This window comes from Actinopolymorpha cephalotaxi (assembly GCF_013408535.1).
In the GTDB taxonomy this organism is placed as follows: Bacteria; Actinomycetota; Actinomycetes; order Propionibacteriales; family Actinopolymorphaceae; genus Actinopolymorpha; species Actinopolymorpha cephalotaxi.
On sequence record NZ_JACBZA010000001.1, the window covers coordinates 38,736 to 58,326 of the forward strand.

Here is a 19,591-nt window from a genome sequence, read left to right on the forward strand (position 1 = left end):
CGGCCGACAGGGCGGATACGACGGGCACGGCCGGGGCGACGGACACGGCCGGCGCGGCCGGCACGGTCGGCACGGCCGGTGCCGCCGGTGGGAACGGAACGGGGAGAACCGATGGCTGAGCCTCTGCTCGAGGTCGAGAACCTCGTCAAGCACTTCCCGGTCCGGGTCGGCTTCGTCGTCAAGCGCACGGTCGGCCACGTGCAGGCCGTCGACGGGCTCGACCTCACGCTGGCACGCGGCGAGACGCTCGGGCTGGTGGGGGAGTCCGGCTGCGGGAAGTCCACGCTGGCCAAACTCCTTGTCGGGGTGGAGAAGCCGACCAGCGGCACGATCCGGGTCGACGGCGAGGACGTCACCGGGCTGCGGCGCTCGGGAGTGCGGCGGATGCGGCGCAACATCCAGATGGTGTTCCAGGATCCCTACACCTCACTGAACCCGCGGATGTCGGTGGGCGCCATCGTGGGTGAGCCGTACGCCATCCATCCCGACGCGATTCCCAGTCAGGGAAAGGAGAACGCGGTCAAGGAGCTGCTGGACCTGGTCGGCCTCAACCCCGACCACCTCAACCGCTACCCCCACCAGTTCTCCGGTGGCCAGCGGCAGCGGATCGGGATCGCGCGGGCGCTGGCACTCCGGCCGAAGGTGCTGATCTGCGACGAACCCGTGTCCGCACTGGACGTGTCGATCCAGGGCCAGGTCATCAACCTGCTGCAGCGGCTGCAGGAAGAGCTCGGGCTGGCGTACCTCTTCATCGCCCACGACCTGTCCGTCGTCCGGCACATCGCCCACCGGGTCTCGGTCATGTACCTCGGCCGGATCGTCGAGCAGGGCAGCGACGCGCAGGTCTACGACCACTCGATGCACCCCTACACGCAGGGCCTGCTGTCGGCGGTCCCGGTGCCCGACCCGACGTTGCGCGGCCGGCGGGACGAGATCGTGCTGGAGGGCGACGTACCCTCGCCGACCGACCCGCCGCCGGGGTGCAGGTTCCACCCACGGTGCTGGCGCGCGCGGGAGATCGACCCGGCGGGCCCGGAGTCCTGCCGTACGCAGGATCCGGCGCTGCGGGTCAGGGAGGGCGGTGAGCATCCGGTCGCCTGCCACTTCGCCCAGGTGCGCGACGTCCTCCACAAGCGCGCCTGAGCAGGCGTGCCCGTGCCGGGTTTCCGGCGTTTGCCCGCTCGGCGGCGGTCATATGATGGCGGTAGACCTGTCCACCTGTTCGGGGAGGAGAGGGCCGTGAAGCTCAACATGATCGCCCTCTACCGCGCCCCCGGCTACAGTCGGCGCGAGCTCGTGGTGTGCTGTGACGACATGCTGCGGGAGCTGCGGGCGTCCGAGACGAAGGACCCGTCCGTCGGGCACGCCCGAGTTCTCCCCGATCCCCTGTCCGGCAACGTCGAAGTGGCCGTCCAGGCAGAGGGTGAGACCTACGACGTGGCCGCCGCTCGGGCAGCCCGACGGCTCGACCAGGCCGTCAGCGCGGTGACGAACGGCTTTCCGGCGGACCTCGTGGAGCTCCACTCCGAGTTGTGGTGCCGGAAGACCCCGGACATCTGCAGGGCCCGCGCCACCCAGGAAGCGTCCCGGGCCAAGGCGGCGGAAGCCGAGTTGGCGAAAGCCAGCCGCCCCTACGCCCTTCGCATACTGAGCCTGCGGCTGGCCGGAATGTGCGGTTTCGCCGCTGCCGTCGTCTTCGCCGTCGCCGCGGCTCTCCACAGTGGGCCCGACCCGCTGCTGATCATCGGGGCGGCGCTCTTCGCGCTCCTCGCGGTCGCGGCATGGATCTCCATGGCCATAGCGGATGTGCAGTCCTGCATCACAGAGCCACGACGGCCCGAGGACGCCGAACACTGAGCCGTGGACGCCGGAACCGCGACGCACTGTCCATCCGGGCAGCCCGCACCATCTTCGGGGTACGGCGGCGTGGTCGGCGGCCAGTATCCGAAGGCCGTCCTGATGATCTTTACAACGGTGTACTACCGGCGGTAAACCGTTGTGGATGCGGGAGACGCCGGACACCCACCAGCTCCGTTCGTACACACGCACCAGACGCGAAGCGCTTCGGCTCGCCGGGCTCGGTCTCGGGCTCGCCGCCACGTCCGTCTCCGGATGTGACGCGCTGTCGACCAAGCCGTCCGGGAAGGCGGCGAACACCGGCGGCCGGTCGCGTCCTGCCGGGGTGACGCAGAAGGAGGCGCCGGACCTCGCCGCGCGAGCGAAGAAGGGCGACCTGCCGCCCCTCCGCGAACGCCTTCCGTCCGCGCCGATGGTGCTCACGCCGACGGAGGAGGCCGGCCGGTACGGCGGACGGCTGAAGCTGCTCGGACTGCACCAGACGGTCGACGTGAACACCACGATCGGCTACGAGAACCTCGTGCGCTGGAAGGCGGGCATCCGGACCGACCTGACCGCCGACCAGATCGTCCCCAACGTCGCCCGGAAGGTCGACGTGAACGACGACGGCACGGAGTTCACGTTCTCGCTGCGCCCGGGCATGAAGTGGTCGGACGGGAAGCCGTTCGGCGCGGACGACATCGTGTTCTGGTACGAGAGTGTCGCCTCCAACCGTGAGCTCACCCCCGTGCCCATCGACTGGCTCACGACCGGCGACCAGCCGTTCCGGGTGGAGAAGAAGGACGACCACACCGTGGTGTTCCGCTTCCCCCGGCCCAACGGCCTGCTCCTGGTCAACCTCGCCACCCAGCGCGGCACGGTCGTCACCGACTTCCCGGCGCACTACCTGAAGGCGTTCCATCCCGACCACGCGCACGACGTCGGCAAGCTCGCGAAGGACGCCGGCAAGGACACCTGGGTCGACCTCTTCTGGTCCAAGGCCAACCGGCCGGAGAACGCCGAGCGGCCGGTGATCGACGCCTGGCAGCTCACCGAGGCCGTCGCCGACTCCAAGCGGCCGGTGGCCGAACGGAATCCGTACTACTGGAAGACCGACACCGACGGCCGGCAGCTGCCCTACCTCGACAGCGTCGCCTTCGAACTCGTGCAGGACGACGAGACCGCCGTTCTCAAGGCGACCAACGGCGACTTCCACCTGATCGACACCGGCATCAACGTGCTCCGCAACAAGCCGGTCTTCGCCCGCAGCCGGGAGAAGGCGAAGTACCACTTCTTCGAGACGATCCCGCAGCAGATGAACCAGATGATCGTCATGACCAACCTGACGCACCGCGACCCCGCGCTGCGGAAGATCTTCGCCGACAGGGACTTCCGGGTCGGGCTGTCGTACGCGATCAACCGGCAGGAGATCATCAACGCGGTCTTCCAGCGGCAGGGCGAGCCGTGGCAGGCCGCCCCACGGCCGGAATCGCCGTACTACAACGAGAAACTCGCCAAGCAGTACACCGAACACGATCCCGCGCTGGCCGGCCGCCACCTGGACAAGGTCCTTCCGGACAAGGACTCCGACGGCTTCCGGCTGCGGCCGGACGGGAAGAGGCTGTTCTTCCAGGTCGAGGTGACGACCGGGTTTCCCGACCTCGTCGACGCCCTCGAACTCATCCGGGGACACTGGCGTGCGGTCGGCGTGGACATCCGGGTCAAGAGCGAGGACCAGTCGCTGTTCTTCGAGCGCATGGACGCCAACGCCCACGACGCGTGCGTCTGGATCGGCGGCGGCGGGCTGGGCTCCACGATGGACCCCTTCTACTACGTGCCGTACAACTTCAACACCCGCTACGCGATGCCGTGGTACTTCTGGTACGCCGACCCCAGGGACAAGCGGGCGGAGGAGCCGCCGCCCGGGACCCGACGCCAGGTCGGGTTGTACCGGCAGCTGCTGACCACGACCGACCGCGGACGCCAGGACGCGCTGATGCGGCAGATCCTCCAGATCGCGGCCGAGGAGTTCTACTGCATGGGAATCGCGCTGCGGGAAAGGGAGTACGGCATCGCCGCCGACCAGTTGCGCAACACGCCCAAGGAGTGCGTCACCGGCTGGCTGCACGCCAACCTGATGCCGGCCGACCCGCAGCAGTACTACCTCGGCGGCAGCTGACCACGGCGCCGCAGGGACAGCCGAACCGGGACGCGGAGAGGGGGCGGATCCGGCCGGGATCCGCCCCCTCCTCTCGTTCACCGGCCTCGTTCACCGGCGCTGTTCACCTGCGCGGGTGGGACCTCAGTGGGACTCGCGCGGAACCTCGTGGCCGCGGGAGCCGGTCAGGAAGTCGAAGTCCACGCCCTCGTGCGCCTGGGTGACGTGGGTCGTGTAGAGCCAGGCGTACCCGCTCTTGTACTTCTGCTCCGGCGCCCGCCACGCGGCCCGGCGGCGGTCCAGCTCCTCCTCGGAGACGTCGACGGAGATGCTGCGCGCGGGCACGTCCAGGGTGATCCGGTCACCGGTCTGGACGAGGGCGAGCGGCCCGCCGACCGCGGCCTCGGGCGAGACGTGCAGGACGACCGTGCCGTACGCCGTACCGCTCATCCGGCCGTCGCAGACCCGCACCATGTCGGTGACGCCGGCCTTGAGCAGCTTGGTGGGCAGCGGCACGTTGGACACCTCGGGCATGCCGGGGTATCCCTTCGGCCCGGCGTACCGGATCACCAGCACGTCGGTCTCGTCCACGTCCATGTCGGGGTCCTCCGACACGGCGTGGTAGTCCTCGGGGGAGTCGAAGACCAGCGCGCGTCCCTCGTGCTTGAGCAGGTGCGGCGACACCGCCGACTGCTTGATCACCGCGCCGTTGGGAGCGAGGTTGCCGGAGAGTACGGCGGTGCCGGTGCCGGCGGCCTGGAAGGGTTCCTCGATGGTGGTGATGACCTCGCGGTTGAAGCACTCGGCCTGGGCGTTGTTGTCCGCGATCGCCTTGCCGGTGACGGTGATCTGCTCCGAGTGCAGAAGTCCGGCTTCGGCCAGCTGGCGCAGCACCACCGGCAGCCCGCCGGCGTAGCAGAAGTCCTCCATGAGGTACTTGCCCGACGGCATCAGGTTGACCAGGGTCGGCACCGGCCGGGCGAGGCCGTCGAAGTCGGCCAGGTCGAGCTGGACGCCGAGCCTGCGGGCAAGGGCGAGCAGGTGCACGATCGCGTTGGTGGAGCCGCCGATCGCGGCGTTGGCGCGGATGGCGTTCTCGAACGCCTCGCGGGTCAGGATCCGGCTGGGGCGCAGGTCCTCCTCGACCATGCCCACGATCCGCCGGCCGGCCTCCTGGGCGATCTCGTAACGCCGTGCGTCCACGGCCGGCCAGCTCGCCGAGCCGGGCAGCTGCATGCCGAGCGCCTCGGCGACGCAAGCCATGGTTGACGCGGTGCCCATCGTCATGCAGTGACCGTTGGAGCGGGCCATGCAGCCCTCGGCGAAGTAGCACTCCTCCTGGGTCATCTTGCCGGTCTTGAGGTCCTCCTCGAACTTCCACACGTGGGTGCCCGAGCCGACGTCCTGGCCGCGGTACTTGCCGTTCAGCATCGGGCCGCCGGTGACCATGACCGAGGGCAGGTCGACCGAGGCGGCCGCCATCAGCAGGCCCGGCGTGGTCTTGTCGCAGCCGGACAGCAGGACGGTGCCGTCGAGCGGGTTGGCCCGCATCATCTCCTCGGCCTCCATGGCCAGGAGGTTGCGGTAGAACATCGCCGTCGGCCGCAGCAGCGACTCACCGAGCGCGAGTGCCGGGAACTCCAGCGGGAAGCCGCCTGCCTGCCACACGCCCCGCTTGACGGCCTCGGCCACCCGGTGCAGGTGGGCGTTGCAGGGAGCGAGCTCGGACCAGGTGGTGGCGATGCCGATGACCGGCCGCCCGTCGAAGACCTCCTGGCCGAACCCCTGGTTGCGCATCCAGGATCGGTGGGCCATGCCCGTGCGGCCGGTCGCACCGAACCAGGCCCGGCTGCGCAGGCCGTTCGTCTCCCCTGTCATCACATTGCTCCTTCGGTCGGTTCACCGCGTTCGACAACGCTGGCGACAGTCTAGAGATCCGCCCCGCACCCAGAGCCTAGACATCAGACGTATTCCGGTCGCTGCTTTGCCGTTGACGGTCGCCGGTACCGAGCCGAGCATGGGCGGTACGTGCGTACGGCAACGCGGAGCGTGGCACGCCGTCTCGGATGCCGGTCGGACCGCCGGTCGTCGGCGCCAACACGTCGCGTCCCGGCCACGAGCGTGCAACATTGGCACGCACGCGAACGCCAGGGTGCCAGGTGGGGACGACAGGGACGAGGGAGAGACGGTGCGAACGCCGCGGGCTCCGGCCGGCCAGCCACGCTTCCTCGGCTACCTCCTCGCCCGCGGCCTCAGCTTCGTCGGCGACAACGTCTGGTGGATCGCGGTCGGCTGGTCGGCGGCCCAGCTCGGCGACCCGCGCCTCACCGGCATCGTGCTGGCCGCCGCCGGCGTTCCCCGGGTGCTGCTCATGCTGCTCGGCGGGGTGCTGGCCGACCTGCGCGGCGCCCGCCGCATCATGCTCGCCGCCGACCTCGCCGCCGGTGGGGTGGCGCTGGCCGGCGCGTTCCTCACCACCGGTGACGCCCGGCCGACGGCGGGGTTGCTGATCGCGCTCGGCGTCGTCTTCGGCACCATCGACGCGTTCTACCTGCCCGCCGCCAACAGCTACCTCGCGGTTCTGCTGCCACATCACCAGCTCCCCAGGGGTGCGGCGATCCGCCAGCTCGTCCGTAGCGTCGCCGAGGCCGGGGGACGGGGCCTCGGCGGGGTGCTGGTCGCCCTCGGCGGGTTCGCCCTCGCGGCGTACGTCAACGCGGCCACCTTCCTGCTCTGCTTCGCGATCCTGGTGCTCGTACGCCCCAAGTACCCCATCCAGCGGGCGGCTGTCCGGCCCCGGATGCGGCAGGCGCTCGGCGAGGGACTGCGCTACGTCGCGGGCCACCCGCTGCTGCGCGGGCTGGCCGTGGTGACCCTGGTCCTCAACGCCGTCTCGGTGCCGATGGAGACGGTCGGCCTGGTGCTGAAGGCGGAGAACCTCCAGTGGGGCGCCGCGGGGTACGGCGTGGCGGCCGGGTTCCTCGGTGGCGGCCTGATCGCCGGCGGCCTGATGGGCACGCTGCTGCGGCCGCCGTCCCGGTCCGGGCTCGCGCTGGCGCTGTGGCTGGCCGCCGCGCTGCCGGGGTTCGCCGGCCTGGTGTTCGCCACCGACCTGTGGCTGGTGTGCGCGTCGGTCGCGTGGTGGTCGCTGTGTCTCGGTCCCTCCAACGCCATCCTGTCCGGGCTGTTGCTCACCGCCACCCGCCCGGACGTCCTCGGCCGCGTGCAGAGCGTGGTGACCGTCCTGTCCAGTGCGATGACGCCACTGGGCGCGGCCACCTTCGGTCTGCTGGTGGGGTTCACCAACCTCACCGCGGTGGGTGCCGGCTGCCTGGTGTGCCTGGCGGTGACGGCGGTGTGGATGGTGCTCAGCCCGGCGATCAGCCGGGCCGAGCTCCTTCCCGATCGCGACCGCGACCACGCCCCGGCCGAGGGCAAGCCCGCCTTGTCACCCTGACGGCCACCCGGATCAACCCGGGTCAGCCCGGGTCAGCCCTTCAGGCCGGTGCCGGCGATGCCCTCGACGATCCGGCGCTGGAAGAGCAGGAAGACCACCAGCAACGGAAGCGCGCCCAGGATGGCCGACGCCATGATCGAGGCGTACTGGATGCCGTACGCGCTGGAGACCGTCGCCAGCCCGACCGGCAGCGTCATCAGCGGCGTGCTCGTCAGCACCAGCAGCGGCCACAGGAAGTTGTTCCACGACCACACGAACGTGAAGATGGACACCGCCGAGATCGCCGGCCGGGACAGCGGCAGGAAGATCCGGGAGAAGATGTGGAACCTGCTCGCGCCGTCGACCAGCGCGGCCTCCTCGAGCTCCCGCGGGATGCCGTCGAAGAACTGCTTGAACACGAAGACGGCGACCGGCGCGGCGATCTGCGGCAGGATCACCGCCCAGTAGGTGTCGATCATGCCGACCGCGGCGAACTCCCGGAACAGCGGCACGATCAGCGCCTGCCCGGGGATCATGATGCCGGCCAGGATCACCCAGAACACCGCGTTGCTGCCGCGGAAGCGGATCCGGGACAGCGCGAACGCCGCCATGCTCGCGGTCACCACCGACAGGGCGGCCACCAGGATCGAGATGATGAAGCTGTTGGCGTACCACTGGAGGACGTTACCCGCGTCGAGCACCTTGGCGTAGGCGGCGAGCGTCGGGCTGTCGATCAGCCAGGTGACCGGCACCTTGGTGGTCTCGCCCTCCGGCTTCAGCGAGGTGTCCAGCGCCCACAGCAGCGGCACCAGCCACAGCAGCGAGAACGCGACGAGGACGCCGACGCAGACGCGGTTGAAGACGCGTTCCCGACCGCTGGCGGTCGTGAGTTCGTTGCCGGACCGGGTGCCGCGGTTCTGGTTTCGTTCGGTGAGGGTGGTGGTCATGTCAGGCGTCCCTCTCCTGCCGGCGGACGAGCGCGAACCACACCAGCGAGACCACGAGGATCACCGCGAACAACAGCATGGAGACCGCTGATCCGTAGCCCACGCGGTAGTCGGTGAAGCCGACGTCGTAGATGTACTGGATGGTGGGCCGGGTCGCGAAGTCCGGCCCGCCGCTGGTCATCAGGTAGATCTGGTCGAAGACCTTCAGGGACGCGATCACCTGCAGCACCGCGACCAGGGTGGTGGTGCGGCCGAGCAACGGAACGGTGATCCGGGTGATCTGCTGCCAGGGCGTCGCGCCGTCGATGGAGGCCGCTTCGTACAGCTCACGCGGGATGTCCTGCAGCCCGGCGAGGTAGAGGACGAAGTTGAAGCCGAGCGTCCACCACACGGTGGTGAGGGCCACCGAGATCATCGCCCAGTTCGGGTCGCCGAGCCAGACGGGCGGGGTGAGACCGAGGCGGGTCACCACGTCGGCGAGCAGCCCGAGGTCGGGGGTGTAGACCCAGTTCCAGATCAGCGCGACGACCGCCGACGGCAGGACGTACGGCGCGAAGAACGCCAGCCGGAAGAACCACCGGCCCTTCTTCGCCCGGTCGGCCAGCAGTGCGAACACCAGGGCCAGGATCACCAGCGGCGGCGTGGTGAGGATGGTGAACCACGCGGTGTGCCACAGCGACGACCAGAACTGCGGGTCGCCGAAGGCGGCGGCGTAGTTGGACAACCCGGCGAAACTGCCCAGCCCACCCTTCACCAGGCTGGTGTTGAAGAAGCTCATCACCAGTCCGTACACGCTCGGTCCGATCAGGAACAGCGTGTATAGAAGGAGGAACGGCGCGAGGAACGCCAGGCCGGCGAGGACAGGTCGCCCCTGGCGCCGTTGGCCGGCACCGGAGTTTGCCGTGGTCTCGGGCGCGACTGTCGAGGTGCCCACAAGACCTCCCGAGATGCTCGAAGGAACTGGCGTACGTACGAAACTGCTAGACGGGTGCCGGCGTGCGGGCCATCTTGGAGATGCCCACCTGGATCTGGCGGATCGCGGCCTCGGGCTGGGTGCGCCCACTCAGCACCCCACCGAGTGCGGAGCCGGCGACCATCTCGAAGTTGGAGCCGGAGCCGGAGTACCACGCCGGTGGGTCGTAGACCGCGCTCTCGGCCGCCCCCACGTAGTTGGACTGCGGTTTGAGCGCGCGGTACTTCTCGCTCTGCTGGACCGGAAGCCAGCTGGGAACGTGTCCACCTTCGGCCCAGGTCATGCTCTGGTCCAGCATCGACCGGACGAAGCCGAGCACGAGGTCCAGCCGGGCGCGCTCGTAGGGCTCCTTGCTGGGCAGCACGAACGTGTGCGAGTCGGCCTGCACGGCGTAGGTGCCACCCATCAGGTTGGGGAACCTCGTCATGCTGAACGGCATCTTCGCGTCCTTGAAGGTGGAGATCTCCCACTCGCCCTGGAAGAAGAACCCCGAGCGCCCGTTGGCGAACTGCGCGATCGCCCCGCCGTAGTCGATGTTGGGCGGCATCACCTTCTCCTCGACGGTGAGCCGGCGCATCAGCTTGGCGGCGCGAATCGCCTTGTCGGGTTCGAGGATCTCCTCCGGCGAGGTGCCCATCAGCAGCTTGCCGCCGAGTTGTCCGTACAGGCTGAAGAAGAACCGCCACGGGGTGGCCACGTCGGCCACCGACGCCACCGCGCCGCCCCAGCTCTTGGTGACTTCCTTCGCCTTGTGCAGCGCCTCGACCAGCGCGTCCTCGCTGTCGAGCGGCTTCAGCGACCCGTCGTCGGCGAGCAGACCGGCCTGCTTGCAGATCTTGGTGTTGTAGAACATCACGAACGGGTGGGTGTCGAGCGGGATGGCGTAGATCCTGCCGTCGATGGTGGCCCGCTCGATGGCCCGCTGGACGAACTTGTCCTTCGACATCCCGTGCCGGGCGAGGTCCTCCGGCGCGAACGGCTGGAGCAGTCCGGCGGAGACCAGCGTCGGCACCCGGGTCAGGTGTGAGATGGCCACATCCGGCGGCTGAGCGCCGAGGGTGGCCAGGGAAAGCTTCGTGTAGTAGGGGTTTCCCCACGTGAGCGTCACCGCGCGCAGGTCCACGCCGGGCCGCTGCTTGCGGTAGACGCCTTCCATCTCCTGCATGCGTACGCCGTCGCCGCCGCCGAGGAGATTCCAGTACGTCAGTACGTCGGCGCTCGGCGCCGTCCCGGTGAAGCCCGACTGGAGTTGCTCGGCGCAGCCGGACAGGCTGCCGCTGACGGCGCCCGCGGCGGCCAGCAGGCCGGTGGCTCGCAGGACGTCCCGTCGACTCGGTAGTGCCGCCATGCTCAGGGCGCCTCCGTCCGGATGTGGTCGGTGCTGTCTGTGTGGCGTACGAACTGTGTTGCTACGACTGTGTGGCCTATGAGCTGTGTGGCAACGAAAAGACTGGCGTTCGAAATATCGAACAATGTGCGTGATATCGAAGCAAAGGCTACGATCACGCTTCGACGACGTCAACGGATCGGTCTATCCGGTTTCTCAGCAGTTTCGCCGCTCGCCGCCGAACCGTCCGTCGTGAGCCAGGTAGCCCCGGGACCTCAGCGGAAGGAAGCCGACGCCCGTGAAGAAGGCCAGCCTCACTCTTGACCCCGCGTTCCGGATCGGAGCCGTCGACCCGCGCGTGCGTGGCTCGTTCGTCGAGCACCTGGGCCGATGCGTCTACGGCGGCATCTACGAACCCGACCACCCCGGCGCCGACGAAGACGGCTTCCGCGCCGACGTGCTCGACCTGACCCGCGAGCTCGGCGTCAGCACCGTCCGGTACCCCGGCGGCAACTTCGTGTCCGGCTACCAGTGGGAGGACGGCATCGGCCCGCGGGCCGAGCGCCCGCGCCGGCTGGACCTGGCCTGGAAGACGCTGGAGACCAACGAGGTGGGCGTCGACGAGTTCGCCGCCTGGTGCCGCAAGGCCGGCGTAGAGCCGATGATGGCGGTCAACCTCGGCACGCGTGGCGTGCAGGAGGCGGCGGCGCTGGTGGAGTACTGCAACCACCCGGGCGGCACCTACTGGTCGGATCTGCGGGCGAAGTACGGCGCGAAGGACCCGCACGACATCAAGATCTGGTGCCTGGGCAACGAGATGGACGGCCCGTGGCAGATCGCCCACAAGACCGCCCGCGACTACGGCATCCTCGCCAACCAGACCGCGAAGGCGATGCGACTGGTCGACCCCTCCCTCGAGCTCGTCGCCTGCGGTAGCTCCAACCGCGCGATGCCGACGTTCGGCTCGTGGGAGGCCGAGGTCCTCGAGCACACCTACGACGTCGTCGACTACGTCTCCCTGCACTCCTACTACCGCCCGAAGGACGGCGACTTCGCCAGCTTCCTGGCCTCCGGCGTCGACATGGACGCGATGATCGAGTCCGTGATCGCCACCTGCGACTTCGTGAAGGCGAAGACCCGCAGCAAGAAGTCGATCAACCTGTCCTACGACGAGTGGAACGTGTGGTACCACGTCCCCGGTGACGAGCGGGAGTGGGTGACCGGACCGGCGCTCCACGAGGACCAGTACTCCCTGGCCGACGCGGTCGTGGTGGGCTCGCTGCTCAACAGCCTGCTGCGGCGCGCGGACCGGGTGACGATGGCCTGCTTCGCCCAGCTGGTCAACGTGATCGCGCCGATGACGACGGTCCCCGGCGGCCCGGCGTACCGCCAGTCGACGTTCCACCCGATGCGGCTCGCCTTCCAGTACGGCACTGGTGCGACGCTGCGGGTGGAGCCGACCGGACCGCAGGTGGACACTCCCGACTTCGGCCCGGTGCCCCAGCTGGACTGCACCGCCACCCTGGACGAGGAGAACGGCGCCGCCGCGGTGTTCGCCGTCAACCGGTCCCTGACAGAACCACTGCTGGTCGAGGTCGACGTCCGCGCGCTGAAGGGCGCCCGTGCCGTCGAGCACGTCGCGCTGTCCGGTGCGGACCGGGACCTGACCAACACCGCCGAGCAGCCCGACCGGGTTCAGCCTCGGGTCCAGGACGCCCCGGTGGTGGAGGACGGGACGCTGCGCTTCGAGCTGGCGCCGATGTCGTACAACGTCGTCCGCCTGGCAACCGCGGGTTGACAGCGATGGCCTCTACGACAGCAACAACAGCGGGAGAGCCGATTCCGGAGGCCAACCCGTCCGTGGTCGTACGCGGGCCGGACGACTTCGGTGTCGAGGAGCGGCCGCTGACGCCGCCCGGGCCGGGCGAGGTCCTGGTCCGGGTCGGTGCGGCCGGCATCTGCGGCAGCGACGTCGAGCTTTTCGCCGGCACCCGGCCGGCGGCGTACGTCAGCTATCCGGTGGTGCCCGGGCACGAGTGGTCCGGCACCGTCGCCGCGTTGGGTGACGGCGTGGACTGGTTGCGGGCCGGCGATCCCGTTGTGGCGCAGGGTTTCCGCAACTGCGGTCGCTGCCCGCGCTGCCGGGAGGGCGCCACCAACCTGTGCGAGGCGGGGTACGCCGAGACCGGCTTCACCCACTCGGGCGCGTTCAGCTCCTTCGTCCTCGTGCCGGCGCGACTGGTGCACCAGCTGAACGCCGACGCCGACCTGGAGGCCGCGGCCCTGCTGGAGCCGTCGGCGTGTGTGGTGGAGGGGATCCTCGCGGCCGCACCCGCGGTCGGGGCGCGGATCGCGGTCGTCGGCACCGGGACGCTCAGCCTGGTCGCCTGCCAGGTGCTCGCGGCGTACAGCCCGCGCGAGCTGGTGCTGATCGGTGACAGTCCCGGCGGCCGTGAGCTCGGCACCACCTGGGGTGCGACCCGGTGCGTCTCCAACGCCGAGGCCGTCGAGGCCGGGTGGACCTGCGACGCCGACGTGGTGGTCGAGGCAGGCAGCCGGCAGACGTCGGCCAAGGCCGCGCTGAACGCCGCCCGCCGGGGCGCGACCGTCGTCCTGGAAGGGATTCCGGGCGGTCCGGCCGAGGGCGACCTGACCGACATCGTGCTCAAGCACCTGCGGGTGCAGGGTGTCTTCGGCGCCTCCGCGAAGGCGTGGGAGCACGTCGTCGGGATGTTCAACGCCGGGCTGCTCGACCTGCGCCCGCTGATCAGTCACCGGTACGCGGTGGCCGACGTGGGCGCGGCGCTGTCGACCCTGCGGGAACGCCCCGCCGACCTGCGCAAGGTGCTGTTGCGACCCTGACCGTACCCTCGGGATCGGCCGCCGCGGTCGCACGACGCCCGCGAGGTTGTCATGATGGCGACCGTGACCAACGCGCAGCTTGCCCACCAGATCGCTGACAGGTGCCGGTTGACAGGGCGGTTCGTCCTGCGTTCGGGCCGGGAGGCCACGGAGTACTTCGACAAGTACCAGTTCGAGGCCGACCCGGCCCTGTTGGACGAGGTCGGCGCCGCGCTGGCGCCGCTCGTCCCCGCGGGCACCGAGGTGCTGGCCGGACTGGAGATGGGCGGCATCGCCGTGGTCGCCGCCCTCGGCCGGCACACCGGTCTGCCCTGCGCGTTCGTACGGAAGAAGGCCAAGGAGTACGGCACCGCCCGGCTGGCCGAGGGCGCGGACGTCGAGGGACGCAGGGTGCTCGTCGTCGAGGACGTCGTGACCAGCGGTGGGCAGGTGGTCCTGTCCACGCAGGACCTGCGCGCACTCGGCGCGCACGTCGAACACGCCCTGTGCGTGATCGACCGGGAGGAGGGCGGCGCGCAGGCGCTCGCCGACGTCAACCTCACCTTGCACGCGTTGTTCCGCCGCCGGGATCTCCAGGCCGGCGAGGGATCCGTGCAGAAGGACGCTGGACGCACGATGCTGTGACCGGGAAGACTCGCCGGGGTCGTGGATGGGGGGAGCTCTGCATGGATCATCGAGACGTCGACGCCGCCGTGGCGGAGATGCTTCGGGCGCTCGCTCCCCGAACCGCCGGGGACTGGACGGTGCCGGCCGGGCCGCTCGAATGGACCTGCTGGCACACAGCGGCCCACATCTGCCACGACCTGCTGGCCTACGCCGGACAGCTGGCGGCACAGCCCGCCGACGCCTACCTCCCCATCGATCTGAACGTTCGCCCCAGCGCCTCGCCGGCCGAGGTACTCCAGGTCGTCACCGCCTGCGGGGGACTGCTCGGCAGCGCCCTGGCCACAGCCGACCCGAACGTGAGGGCGTGGCACTGGGGCCCGTGCGACCCCGGAGGATTCGCGGCGATGGGCGTCGCCGAAATCCTGCTGCACACTCACGACATCACGCAGGGGCTGTCCGTGAACTGGTTGCCACCAGCACCGCTGAGCGCAGCGGTACTCGACCGGCTCTTCCCGGCCGCCCCGCCCGGCGAACCCACCCGGGTACTCCTCTGGTGCACCGGCCGCGGGGAACTCGACGGCCTCCCTCGGCAAACCTCGTGGAGGTGGGAAGCGGCGCGATCGGACTGATCGAGCTGCCCCGGCGAACGTTCCCGGTCGCAGCACGTCACAGCACTAGGTGTCGCGGCGGGGACCGGTGGACTCGCGGACGACGAGCCGGCAGGGAATCGTCTGCACCCCGCCGGTGACTGGCCGGCCGCCGATGGCGGCGAGCAGGTGCTCGGCGGCGATCCGGCCGACCTCGCCGAGGCTCATGTCCACCGTCGTCAGCGGCGGCCGTGAGCCCAGCGCCATCGCCTCCCAGTTGTCGAACCCGATCAGCGCGATGTCACCGGGCACCCGCCGGCCCCGCTCGCGCAGCGTCTCCGCCACTCCGCGGGCGATCTGGTCGTTGCCGCAGAAGATCGCGTCCACGTCGGGCTCGGCCCGCAGCAGGATGTCGGCACCCTGGCGGCCCCACTCCTCGGTCCACTCGCCGTACAGCGGTTCGCCGCCGACCAGCGGCAGCCCCGCCTCGGCCAGCGCGCGGTGCACCCCGGCCGCTCGCTGGCGGGCGGCGAGAAACCGGCTCGGCCCGGCGATGTGCGCGATCCGGGTGCGGCCGGTGGCGAGCAGGTGGCCGACCGCGAGCGCGCCGCCGCCCTCGTCGTCCGGGATCACCGACAGGTCGGCCGGGTCGGTGGACTGGGTCATGGCGTACACCACCGGCACCGGCAGGTCGGCACCGATCGACGGCCGCGGCTCGGTGCGCCGCCCGGTGACCAGCAGCCCGTCCACCCTCCGGGCGAGCAGCGTCTGGACGTGGTGGCGTTCGCGGATCGGGTCGTCGCGGGTGTCGCACATGAACACCGAGATCTGACCCGCCCCGAGCGCGTCCTCCGCCCCCAGCATCACCGGGATGCTGAACCTGCCGAAGCTGTCGGAGGTGACCAGGCCGACGGTGAACGTGCGCCCGCTGAGCAGGCCGCGGGCCAGCGCGTTGGGCCGGAACCCCAGCTGCCGGGCCGCGTCGACCACCCGGTCGCGCGTCTCCTGCCGCAGCTTCCCGCGGCCGTTCAGCGCCTTGGACGCGGTGCCGACGGAGACGCCGGCCAGGCTCGCCACGTCGCGGATGGTGACGGCACGAACCTCCGGAGAGGGGGTCTGCGGCAACGTGGTTTCCTTCGGTCCGCCGGTGTCGGGACGAGCGCAGTGTACGGGCTGCCTGGGAAACCTTACGTGGGAAACAAGGCTGAACCCGGTACGGGGTATTGACCGTGCTCGATGATCAGCCCTACCTTGTGGGCGCCATAAGGAAAACCTATTCCTTACGCTTCTCCATCCCGCATCGAACGCGCCCGAGCTCAGCATCTCCGAGCCAGGCAGCACTCGTCACGCACCACCTCGTCATGCACCACCTCGTTCCGCGCACCGCTCCGTCCGAGCCGCGGCGCCGGCCGGGCGTACCCACGAAGGAGGCCCATGAGCACCACGGCGAACCGACCAGCCGACGCACAGTCCGGCGCACCGGCGGCCAGCGGCCCGGTCGAGCCGACCGCGGACAGCCGGGCACTGCACCGCCCGCTGCGGCTGCGCGACGTCCGCATCGACGGCGGCCCGCTCGGCCGCTGGCAGGACACCAACCGCGCGGCCAGCATCCCGCTGGGCATCAAGCAGTTGGAGGAGGCCGGCAACCTGCACAACCTGGGGCTGGCAGCCGGTGAGGTGACCGGCGACTTCCGCGGCCCGCGGTTCATGGACTCCGACCTCTACAAGCAGCTGGAGGCGGCCGCCTGGGAGGCCGGCCGCGAGGACGCCGGTGAGCTGCACGACTTCCTTCGCCGGGCCGCGGAACTGCTCACCAGGGCGCAGCGCCCCGACGGTTACCTGAACTCCTACTACCAGGTCGTGAAGCCCGAGCGGCAGTACGCCGAACTCGAGCACAGCCACGAGATGTACTGCGCCGGGCACCTCGTCCAGGCCGCGGTGGCCGCCGCCCGCGTCGGCGGCGAACCAGAGCTGCTCGCCGTGGCGCGCCGCTTCGCCGACCATCTGGTCGAGGTGTTCCTGCGTGGCGGCAACCCCGGCATCGACGGCCACCCGGAGATCGAGACCGCACTGGTGGAGCTGTACCGCCTCACCGGCGAGCGTTCCTACCTCGACCTCTCGCTGCACCTGGTGGACGAGCGCGGCAAGGGCCACATCGCCGGCAGCGGCATGGGCCAGCGCTACTTCCAGGACCACCTGCCGGTACGCGAGGCCGACACCGAGGTGGGCCACGCCGTCCGTGCGCTCTACCTCGAGGCCGGCATCGTGGACCTCTACCTCGAGACCGGCGACGCGTCGCTGCTCGACTCCTCCGTACGCCGGTGGGAGGACATGGTGGCGACCAAGACCCAGCTCACCGGCGGGGTCGGCTCGCGGCACTCCCACGAGGCGTTCGGCGACCGCTACGAACTGCCGCCGGACCGCTCGTACAACGAGACCTGCGCGGCGATCGCCAGCGTGCACTGGAACTGGCGGCTGCAGCTGGCGACGGGGGAGGGCCGGTACGCAGACCTGCTCGAACGCACGCTGTACAACGCGTTCGCGGCGTCGACGTCGACCGACGGCACGAGGTTCTTCTACGTGAACCCCCTGCAGCGCAGGCACGATCACACCGAGGGCGACGACCCCGGACGCCGGCACGAGTGGTTCAGCTGCGCCTGCTGCCCGCCCAACATCATGCGGCTGGTGTCCACGCTGGGCCACTACGTCGCCACCACGAACGATGACGGGCTGAGCGTCCACCAGTACGTCCCGGGCACGATCCGGGCGGACCTGCCCGCGGGCGAGGTGGCCCTGTCGGTGCGGACCGAGTACCCCTGGGAGGGCGAGGTCGCCTTCACCGTCGACACCGCGCCGGAGGGCGAGTGGTCACTGGCGCTGCGGGTGCCGGGATGGAGCCCGTCCGTCGGGGTCGGCGTGAACGCCGAGCCGGTCGACGCGACGCCGGACGAGCGGGGTTACGTCGTCGTCCGCCGGGCCTGGTCGCCGGGTGACACGGTGACGATCTCGCTGGATCTCACGCCCCGGCTGGTCTTTCCGCACCAGCGGATCGACGCGGTGCGCGGCTGTGTCGCGGTCGAGCGCGGCCCGCTCGTCTACTGCTTCGAGCAGGCCGACCAGGCCGAGGGCGTCGACGTGGAGGACCTCACGCTCGCTGCGAACACCCGCGTCCGGGTCGTACCGCAAGCCGACCTTGCCGGCGTCGGACGCACCGTCCTGCTCACCATGGACGCCGCCGCGGCGTCCCAGCCCCGCAACGGTTTTCCGTACTCCTCACAGCCGGCCGCCGAGTCGGTGACCAGCCACGCGGTGACCGCGACCGCGGTGCCGTACTTCCAGTGGGACAACCGGGACGGCGGCGCGATGCGGGTCTGGCTGCCTGTCACCCAGTCCGGTGCCCAGTCCGCTACCCCGCAGGGAACCCCGCACGTCACCTCAGGAGAAGCCTCATGAACAACCGACCCATCGTGCCCGGACCCTCGCGCTGGAGCCGGCGGGACCTGCTACGGGCAGGCGGCCTGGTGGCCGGCGCCGCGGCGCTCCCGGCGCTGGCCGGCTGCGGAGGCGACAGCGGCGGAGGCGGCGGCGACAAGGCGCAGCTTCAGTTCATGTACTGGGGTTCGTCGTTCGAGCAGAAGGCGATCAACGCCATGCTCAAGCAGTTCGAGGACAAGAACAAGGGCGTCTCGGTCAAGCCCGTCTACACCCCGAACGAGTACGACACGAAGGTCAACACCCTGGTGGCCAGCAAGCGCGCGCCCGACGTCGCGTACATGGGTGGCTCGATGGGCTACCGCCTGGCGGGCCAGGGCAAGCTGGTCAACCTCGCGAAGTACTTCAAGAAGTACCCCGCGCTCGCCGACCGGCTGCCGGGCACCTACTTCTGGTACGGCAAGGACGAGACGTTCGGCACCCAGACGGCCAACGAGGTCATGCTGCTCTGGTACAACCGGGCGGTCATGAAGGACGCGGGTGTCGAGCCGCCGCCCGCCGAGGCCGGCAAGGCCTGGACGTGGGACGAGTTCGTGCAGGCCGCCTACAAGCTGACCCGCGACCAGAACGGCAAGCGTCCCGACGAGTCCGGCTTCGACCCCAAGCGGATCCGGCAGTTCGGCGCGTCGGTGAGCGTGCAGTCGAGCACCACCTGGGAGTCCTTCCTCCGCAGCAACGGCGCCGCGTTCGTCGACGAGGCCGGCACCAAGTGCCTGCTGGACCGGCCGGAGGCGGTGGAGGTGTTCCAGAACCTCCAGGACCTCATGTACAAACACCACGTCGCGCCGACTCCCGTACAGCTCGGCAACAACGCACCGGCCACCAACGTGCAGTTGCAGACCAAGCGGATCGCGATGGCGGTGGACGGCCAGTGGACGCTGCTGGACATGGCCCAGAGCAAGGTCGACTACGGCATCGGTGTGCTGCCGAGGTACGGCGAGCCGGCCACCACCCAGTTGGGCGGCGCGTCGGTGGTGTTCTCCGGATCGAAGCACCCGGAGGAGGCGGTGGAGCTGTTCATGTTCCACAACGACCCGAGGTACGTCGACCTGTTCAAGAACGGCCTGTGGATGCCGCTGGAGAAGAAGTACTACACCGACCCGCGGGCGATCGACTCCTGGATCAAGAACGACTCGCACCCGCCGGAGTACCGCACCGCGGTCGTCGACTACACGCTGAACCACGCCCAGACGGCGTTCAACCAGCGCCTGAAGAACATGGACAACATCAGCGAGGTGCTGACGCCCGCGCTGCAGCGGATCGAGACCGGGAAGCAGCCTGCCAAGGAAGTGTTGACAGCGCTCGTACCCAAGATCGACAAGCTGTTGCAGGGCTGGTACCCGAGCCAGACGCCGTGACCGGCGGCA

15 protein-coding genes are annotated in these 19,591 nt (G+C 70.0%); 10 read left to right on the forward strand and 5 right to left on the reverse strand.

The genetic code is table 11. The annotated features are described in order from the left end of the window. Window positions 1-111: 111 nt before the first annotated feature. The 3 genes from FHR37_RS00165 to FHR37_RS00175 all read left to right on the forward strand — a co-directional run bounded on the left by FHR37_RS00165 (window position 112) and on the right by FHR37_RS00175 (window position 4,015). Window positions 112-1,143: an ABC transporter ATP-binding protein gene (locus FHR37_RS00165; RefSeq protein WP_092880111.1), complete on the forward strand. Its 1,032-nt coding sequence runs from the start codon at window positions 112-114 to the stop codon at window positions 1,141-1,143. Window positions 1,144-1,239: 96 nt separating this feature from the next. Further along, window positions 1,240-1,857 carry a hypothetical protein gene (locus tag FHR37_RS00170; protein WP_092880114.1) on the forward strand — a complete coding sequence of 206 codons (618 nt, stop codon included), beginning with the start codon at window positions 1,240-1,242 and terminating at the stop codon, window positions 1,855-1,857. Window positions 1,858-2,002: 145 nt separating this feature from the next. Further along, the gene (locus FHR37_RS00175; RefSeq protein ID WP_092880117.1) at window positions 2,003-4,015 is read left to right on the forward strand and encodes an ABC transporter substrate-binding protein; all 2,013 of its coding nucleotides are present in this window, start codon (window positions 2,003-2,005) and stop codon (window positions 4,013-4,015) included. A gap of 123 nt (window positions 4,016-4,138) precedes the next feature. On the opposite strand, the gene FHR37_RS00180 is transcribed toward FHR37_RS00175, so the two are convergent. Beyond that, on the reverse strand, window positions 4,139-5,872 hold the full coding sequence (locus FHR37_RS00180; RefSeq protein WP_092880120.1) for an IlvD/Edd family dehydratase: 1,734 nt from the start codon (window positions 5,870-5,872) through the stop codon (window positions 4,139-4,141). A 310-nt stretch (window positions 5,873-6,182) separates the two neighbouring features. Between FHR37_RS00180 and FHR37_RS00185 the strand changes: the two genes are divergently transcribed. After that, window positions 6,183-7,451 (forward strand): MFS transporter, encoded by a 1,269-nt coding sequence (locus FHR37_RS00185; protein ID WP_175542301.1) that lies wholly within the window; start codon window positions 6,183-6,185, stop codon window positions 7,449-7,451. 32 nt (window positions 7,452-7,483) lie between these two features. On the opposite strand, the gene FHR37_RS00190 is transcribed toward FHR37_RS00185, so the two are convergent. The 3 genes from FHR37_RS00190 to FHR37_RS00200 are packed head-to-tail and all read right to left on the reverse strand — an operon-like array spanning window position 7,484 to window position 10,698. Continuing rightward, complete coding sequence (locus tag FHR37_RS00190; protein ID WP_092880123.1) at window positions 7,484-8,377, reverse strand: carbohydrate ABC transporter permease; 894 nt, start codon at window positions 8,375-8,377, stop codon at window positions 7,484-7,486. A gap of 1 nt (window position 8,378) precedes the next feature. Further along, window positions 8,379-9,311 (reverse strand): carbohydrate ABC transporter permease, encoded by a 933-nt coding sequence (locus FHR37_RS00195; protein WP_092880127.1) that lies wholly within the window; start codon window positions 9,309-9,311, stop codon window positions 8,379-8,381. Between the two features lie 46 nt (window positions 9,312-9,357). Next, window positions 9,358-10,698: an extracellular solute-binding protein gene (locus FHR37_RS00200; protein WP_092880130.1), complete on the reverse strand. Its 1,341-nt coding sequence runs from the start codon at window positions 10,696-10,698 to the stop codon at window positions 9,358-9,360. 277 nt (window positions 10,699-10,975) lie between these two features. On the opposite strand from FHR37_RS00200, the gene arfA reads away from it, so the two are divergent. The 4 genes from arfA to FHR37_RS00220 are packed head-to-tail and all read left to right on the forward strand — an operon-like array spanning window position 10,976 to window position 14,774. Then, window positions 10,976-12,475 carry an arabinosylfuranosidase ArfA gene (gene arfA, locus FHR37_RS00205; RefSeq protein WP_092880133.1) on the forward strand — a complete coding sequence of 500 codons (1,500 nt, stop codon included), beginning with the start codon at window positions 10,976-10,978 and terminating at the stop codon, window positions 12,473-12,475. 5 nt (window positions 12,476-12,480) lie between these two features. Then, window positions 12,481-13,539: a zinc-dependent alcohol dehydrogenase gene (locus FHR37_RS00210; protein ID WP_092880136.1), complete on the forward strand. Its 1,059-nt coding sequence runs from the start codon at window positions 12,481-12,483 to the stop codon at window positions 13,537-13,539. A gap of 54 nt (window positions 13,540-13,593) precedes the next feature. Beyond that, window positions 13,594-14,163 (forward strand): orotate phosphoribosyltransferase, encoded by a 570-nt coding sequence (locus FHR37_RS00215; protein WP_237768558.1) that lies wholly within the window; start codon window positions 13,594-13,596, stop codon window positions 14,161-14,163. 41 nt (window positions 14,164-14,204) lie between these two features. Next, window positions 14,205-14,774, forward strand: coding sequence for a maleylpyruvate isomerase N-terminal domain-containing protein (locus FHR37_RS00220; RefSeq protein ID WP_092880142.1), 570 nt, complete (start codon window positions 14,205-14,207; stop codon window positions 14,772-14,774). Between the two features lie 45 nt (window positions 14,775-14,819). Here the strand turns inward: FHR37_RS00220 and FHR37_RS00225 are convergent, their stop codons facing one another. Continuing rightward, entirely contained in the window at window positions 14,820-15,857 is a 1,038-nt protein-coding gene (locus FHR37_RS00225) for a LacI family DNA-binding transcriptional regulator (RefSeq protein WP_092880145.1), read from the reverse strand. Between the two features lie 309 nt (window positions 15,858-16,166). On the opposite strand from FHR37_RS00225, the gene FHR37_RS00230 reads away from it, so the two are divergent. After that, a complete protein-coding gene (locus FHR37_RS00230) occupies window positions 16,167-18,185 on the forward strand; it encodes a glycoside hydrolase family 127 protein (RefSeq protein WP_092880148.1) in 2,019 nt (672 codons plus the stop codon). Then, window positions 18,182-19,582, forward strand: coding sequence for an ABC transporter substrate-binding protein (locus FHR37_RS00235; RefSeq protein WP_202884458.1), 1,401 nt, complete (start codon window positions 18,182-18,184; stop codon window positions 19,580-19,582). Before FHR37_RS00230 ends, FHR37_RS00235 begins: the two co-directional genes overlap by 4 nt. The last annotated feature ends 9 nt before the right edge of the window (window positions 19,583-19,591 follow it).

Excerpts from the sequence above, each read along its gene's own strand:
- FHR37_RS00165 (WP_092880111.1), top strand. The coding sequence starts at position 112 with ATGGCTGAGCCTCTGCTCGAGGTCGAGAACCTCGTCAAGCACTTCCCG.
- FHR37_RS00175 (WP_092880117.1), top strand. The coding sequence starts at position 2,003 with ATGCGGGAGACGCCGGACACCCACCAGCTCCGTTCGTACACACGCACC.
- FHR37_RS00180 (WP_092880120.1), bottom strand. The coding sequence starts at position 5,872 with ATGACAGGGGAGACGAACGGCCTGCGCAGCCGGGCCTGGTTCGGTGCG.
- FHR37_RS00190 (WP_092880123.1), bottom strand. The coding sequence starts at position 8,377 with ATGACCACCACCCTCACCGAACGAAACCAGAACCGCGGCACCCGGTCC.
- FHR37_RS00200 (WP_092880130.1), bottom strand. The coding sequence starts at position 10,698 with ATGGCGGCACTACCGAGTCGACGGGACGTCCTGCGAGCCACCGGCCTG.
- FHR37_RS00210 (WP_092880136.1), top strand. The coding sequence starts at position 12,481 with ATGGCCTCTACGACAGCAACAACAGCGGGAGAGCCGATTCCGGAGGCC.
- FHR37_RS00215 (WP_237768558.1), top strand. The coding sequence starts at position 13,594 with ATGGCGACCGTGACCAACGCGCAGCTTGCCCACCAGATCGCTGACAGG.
- FHR37_RS00220 (WP_092880142.1), top strand. The coding sequence starts at position 14,205 with ATGGATCATCGAGACGTCGACGCCGCCGTGGCGGAGATGCTTCGGGCG.
- FHR37_RS00230 (WP_092880148.1), top strand. The coding sequence starts at position 16,167 with ATGAGCACCACGGCGAACCGACCAGCCGACGCACAGTCCGGCGCACCG.
- FHR37_RS00235 (WP_202884458.1), top strand. The coding sequence starts at position 18,182 with ATGAACAACCGACCCATCGTGCCCGGACCCTCGCGCTGGAGCCGGCGG.